At 51.0% G+C, this 4,998-nt stretch carries 6 protein-coding genes; all 6 read right to left on the bottom strand.

What is annotated here, in order from left to right; all coding sequences use genetic code 11:
- Positions 1-633, bottom strand: a 633-nt coding sequence (locus tag RWM61_RS19930) for a hypothetical protein (RefSeq protein ID WP_314004159.1), incomplete at its 3' end; no start/stop codon positions are given.
- A 25-nt stretch (positions 634-658) separates the two neighbouring features.
- Positions 659-1,435, bottom strand: coding sequence for a hypothetical protein (locus tag RWM61_RS19925; protein ID WP_314004156.1), 777 nt, complete (start codon positions 1,433-1,435; stop codon positions 659-661).
- A 28-nt stretch (positions 1,436-1,463) separates the two neighbouring features.
- Positions 1,464-2,225 carry a glycosyltransferase family 8 protein gene (locus RWM61_RS19920; protein ID WP_314004153.1) on the bottom strand — a complete coding sequence of 254 codons (762 nt, stop codon included), beginning with the start codon at positions 2,223-2,225 and terminating at the stop codon, positions 1,464-1,466.
- Between the two features lie 115 nt (positions 2,226-2,340).
- Positions 2,341-3,555, bottom strand: coding sequence for a hypothetical protein (locus RWM61_RS19915; RefSeq protein WP_314004150.1), 1,215 nt, complete (start codon positions 3,553-3,555; stop codon positions 2,341-2,343).
- Between the two features lie 59 nt (positions 3,556-3,614).
- Positions 3,615-4,460 (bottom strand): hypothetical protein, encoded by an 846-nt coding sequence (locus RWM61_RS19910; protein WP_314004147.1) that lies wholly within the window; start codon positions 4,458-4,460, stop codon positions 3,615-3,617.
- A gap of 15 nt (positions 4,461-4,475) precedes the next feature.
- A partial coding sequence (locus RWM61_RS19905; RefSeq protein ID WP_314004144.1) for a hypothetical protein occupies positions 4,476-4,998 on the bottom strand: 523 nt, incomplete at its 5' end.

The following is a 4,998-nucleotide window of genomic DNA, read 5'->3' as shown; positions in this document are numbered from 1 at the left end:
ATATTCCTTGCAGCGGCCCCCGCAGAGCACTGCCGTTGTGATATAAATCATCTCGTCTAAAGCAAAAACCTTGGTATCCCTTAACAACCGCTCCAGCTTCGATTTATCGATTCTGGCCAGCATGCTCCGGATGATGCCATGCCGATAAACCTGCAACGGATTAAACGTGCCGTAGAAGTGGCTGCTGTTGAAAAACGGCTTCCAACGGCTCCATTCCTTCCACATCGTTGTCCCGGGTGTCCAAGTCGTTGTTTCGGGAGCCGTCTCATGCCGGAACACCGGAAGCACACAATCATATCCGTTCAACTGTTTTTCCAACCATTTCTCAAGCCCCCCGCGAACGAACAGCACATCGGAATCCAAGACAGCCAAGTAATCATACTTCACTTTATTTTCTTCCAGCCATCTCATCACGTCATAGTGGGAACGACCGGTCTTTCCCCATGCCAACGGTCTGCTATGGGGGCAATACATCACATTAGCGGTCTTGCAAACTTTTTTACCGAAGTTCGGATTTTTGCCGCCGTTATATAAGACAATCTTGACATGATGGCCATTATATTTCCGGATATTTCGTATCTGCTGAAGAAGGGCCTTCTCATCTTGGTGCGCCAACAATGCAAAACAAAGCATGCTTTCCTCCTTGGACGGCATTCCGTCAAATATTTTTGAATATATAATGGCGAACGTGCGAGTCTTTGACCGGGTGAACGAACATGACCTCCGGCCGTCTTTTGGCGGCTTTGATTTCATTCAGCCTGATGGCCGGTCTGAACCGTAAATAGCGTTTGTTCGGCCAACGGTAGAGTGTATATTTGGCGCCTTTTTTCATGGCTAATGTAATGAACAGCATCTCTCCCAAACAAGGGATTTTCGATGTGTTGAGCAACGTTTCCAATCGCTGTTTATCCAAACCGGAGAGCATGCGCTTCACGATGCCGTGGCGGAATACAGACACGGGGCTGGATGTGCGGTAAAAATGATCCGACTTGAAGAAGGCTCCCCATCGTCTCCAATCCTGCCACATCGCTTTTGCGGGATCCCACTCGGCCATCTTGGGATCCGTTTCTTTTTTTGCCATTTTGACCAGTACATCATAGCCTTTCATCTGCCGCTGCAGGAGAGACCGAAAACCGCGGTTGACGAACATAATATCGTATTCCATGTACACCAAATACTCATAATTGATCTTGGCATCCTCAAGCCATCGCATCACATCGTAGAAAAACCGGCCGCTTGTTCGCTGAGTCAGGGGCCTGCTGTACGGACAGTACCTGACGCCTTCTTCCGTGCACACCCGTTTGCCGAAGTCGCGATTTTTCCCGCCGTTGTAAAACACGATAAAGCTGTCGGCCGGGTTGTATTTGCGGATGTTTTTAATTTGATTCCTCAGCGCCCATTCACCCTCATGGGCGCATAATGCAAAACAGATCATGTGGATCGCCTCCTTGTCTTAACACTGTTTACCAAATCGTCTTACGGAGATAATGGACGTATTCCTCCTTGAAGCGCGGGTTTCCACTCCAAGGTTTCACCGTTGCCGTATAGTGAATGATGGCAGGCTTGAAGTTCTGGTGCCGGTGGCGGTGAACCTGGTAGTTCCATCTGCGATCGAGCTTCTTCCACTTTCCTTTAAGAACCGCATTCAGCGCGTCCTGGTCCATATATTTAAGCTTCTTCTGATTATCCCTTATATAGCGCAGCACTTTGTCCGACGTATGGTTGGCCCGCCATTTCCTAAGATTCAGCAGCAAAACGCCGGCGTTGAAATATCCCATGTGCTCCGGTATGGAGAGCTCTTTGTAGCGATCCACATGACCGGGAATCTGAACGGCGCCAAGTTCAAAGTCATGGACACTAATGTTCCATAAATTTGCGATATCTTCTTTCACGATGAGATCGCAATCCAGATAGACGGCTTTGTTAATATGCTGACCCAACAGAGCCGGGATCGAGATGCGGTAATACGTTTCCTTGCTCAGATGGTAACGCACCTTGACAGCTTCATAGAGAGATTTGTCAACCTTCAAAAACCTGATTTCCGCTTGGAATCTCTTAACGGAGTTCTTTAATCTCCGTTTTTTATCATCGGACAGCTCTCCGTCTATAACATGGATCGTAACGGGATTTTTTGATTTTTTATTTTCGAACAATGAGGTCAGCATAACGGCCAAATGCTTCGCATAGCTGTCGTTCGTTGCCGCAACGATGTGAATTCTCTCCAATCGTGCTCCTCCTTTTCGCGGTTAACGCGTGTTTTCATCTCCTAACATATTATGAACATTCGATAGGACTGCCTGTATGTTTGTACAAAAAAAACCGAGGCCCGCGGCCTCGGGTTTATGCACTGCGTTTCCTTCGTTTCACGGTTTTCCTCGCTATCTTGCGGCGCGTGAGCGGCTTTTTGCCGCATTTGGCTCTTGAGACGGCCTTTATCGCTCGATGCGGGTTTCGTTGCCGCAAGCTTTTTTTCAAGTGCTTTTTCGGCTTGCTCTTCTTCGTAAGGCGCGCTTTCCTTGCCCTCCTTCTATACGGGCCCCGTGAGGGATTCTTCTTTCTGCGCGTCATGACCCTGGAGACCGTTTCGCCGGTCGCGGGGGCCGACGTTGCATCGGCTGCTGCTTCTTGAACTTGACCTGCCTGCTCCGCCGGCGGTTGCTCTAAGATCGGCTGCCGGCCGGAAGCCGCTTCTTTCTCCATCAAGCTTTCTGGTTCATTGGAGGGGCTGCCCTCTTCCCCCATCAGCCATTTGTTCATGCGAATCAGCCTGGCATCTTTGACGGGATGAATCCAGTAATAATAAGGATGTCTCCTGACCCACTCGGCCTCCTCCCGGCTGATCTGGCCTCTGAAGCGGGAAGCTCTCTTCCAGTGTTCTTCCCGGGGATATGCGCGAATTCTCGCTCCTTCGGCGAGGGCCAGCGTTGCGAAGAACACTTCTTCCAACGCGAACACGTTGGAACTCGAGATGAACTCTTCCACCATCCGGTGTTCGGCATGATCGAGCATGCGGCGGACGATAGATTGACGGTATATCTGGGTAGAATTCAGATAACGGATAAAATGATCCGTCCCGAACAACGGCCCCCACTTCTTCCATTCCTTCCACATATGCCGGCAGCAAGCGATTGCCGCGTCCGCCGGGGAATAACTGGCGACCATGTCCCAGCCCATCACATCATAGTCTTTCATGGTCTCATCGAGGTAATCGCCAAATCCGTGCTTGACGAACAACACATCATGATCCAGGTTGATCAGGTAATCATATTCCGCACGGCTTTCTTCAAGCCATTTCATAATCTCCCAGAAATAAGGCGTCAGATTGCCGTATGTGATCGGATGGCTGCCGGGATAGATTAAGACGTCAAGGTCCTTGCCGAGGTTGGAATTCGTTCCGCCATTGTACAGGATGATATCGGCGTCCGGATTGAAATGGCGGATATTCCGGATTTGGACGGACAGCGCTTCTTCGCCCTTATGCGCAAGAACGGCGAACACGATTTTTTTTCTCGCACTGCCTTCATTGTCCCTAACCCCGTCATCACCGAAATTCATGGCTTACTCCTCCACTATTTCCTTAGTCTCTATTTTAGAATGGCCGCGACGCGACGCGATTACATGTTTTTCCGCCCGATCAGCTGCTCGTTCAGTTGAATCAGCCAAGCTTCTTTTACAGGGTGTATCCAGTAATAATAAGGCTGCCGCTTGACCCATCGGGCTTCCTCCAGGCTGATTTGCCGGTGCCCGAAGCGAGCGGCGCTTTCCCAGTTTTCTTCCCGCGGGTATTCGCGTATTCGCGCGCCCAGGGAAAGGGCATAGGTCACGAAAAACATTTCCTCCAAAGCAAATACGTTTGAATTTCCGATCCTGTCCTCTACGGCCGGATGGTCGGCAGCTTCCAACATGCGGCGGACGATGCCGTGACGATAGACCTGGGTAGAATTTAAATAACGGACAAAATAATCGGTCTTGAAAAAAAGGCTCCATCGTTCCCATTCCCTCCACATGTCGCGGCAGCACGATAAATTCGTATCCGAAGGGGAAAAGGAGGTGACCATGTCCCAGCCCATCACGTCGTAATCTTCCATGAGCTCATCGAGACAGTCTTGAAATCCGGGTTTGACAAACAAAACATCGTGATCCAAATTGATCAGATAGTCATATTGCACATGGCTTTCCTCAAGCCACTTCATAGTCTCCCAGAAATAGGGAGTCAAATTGCCGTAACGGATCGGATGGCTGCCCGGAAAGCGGAGGATATTCAGTTGTTGCGCAAACTCGGCGTCCGTGCCGCCGTTATAAACGATGATGCCGGCATCCGGATTGAAATGGCGGATATTCCGGACCTGAGCGGCTAAAGCTTCCTCGTTTATATGGGCGAGAATGGCGAAATATGTTTTTTTGTTTTTTATTACACCGCCCGCATTCCCCCAAGGCCCCTCGTCACGATTAAGCGGCATTCAGCCTCCCTCCTGTCAAGCGGCATGCCTCTTTTTCTTCGCCGCCGATTGCTTTCTCTTGCGTTTCGCCGGCGGCTTCCCGAGCCGCACAGCTTTGTTCGGTTTGACCGTTTTACGTTTTTTTCTGATGCCGTTATTGGGCCCGGTTCTCTTCCCGAAACGGGCCTGGCGGTTCGCTCGCTCGTTACGGCGGCCCTTTCCGATCGGGTCGGCAGGCGTCCGGGTTACGCCAGCCGGCACCGGGCTTTCATGGCGTTCACCGGTATATTCGATTTCCTGTTCGGTCGGCGGCATCGAAACATCGATCTCCGCATCTGTGTTCGCCATGATTTCCCTATGGCTTGCCGGTCTTGCCAGCTTTACCGGTGTGGCATCGATCACGGCCGTCCCCCCGTTCGGATACGGCGTTAGCTCGGGCCAATCGAAAGCGGGTCCCTCGCCGGCATGAACGAAATCGTCGGCGGATACGCAAGCTTTCAACGCTTCCGGCGAGAAGACAGGCGCAGTCATTTCCACCGAGCGGGTATACCGGAGAATG

This window comes from uncultured Paenibacillus sp. (assembly GCF_963515335.1).
Classification (GTDB): domain Bacteria; phylum Bacillota; class Bacilli; order Paenibacillales; family Paenibacillaceae; genus Paenibacillus_I.
Note: the sequence above shows the minus strand (reverse complement) of the source record. Positions and strands in the feature narration are given on the sequence as shown.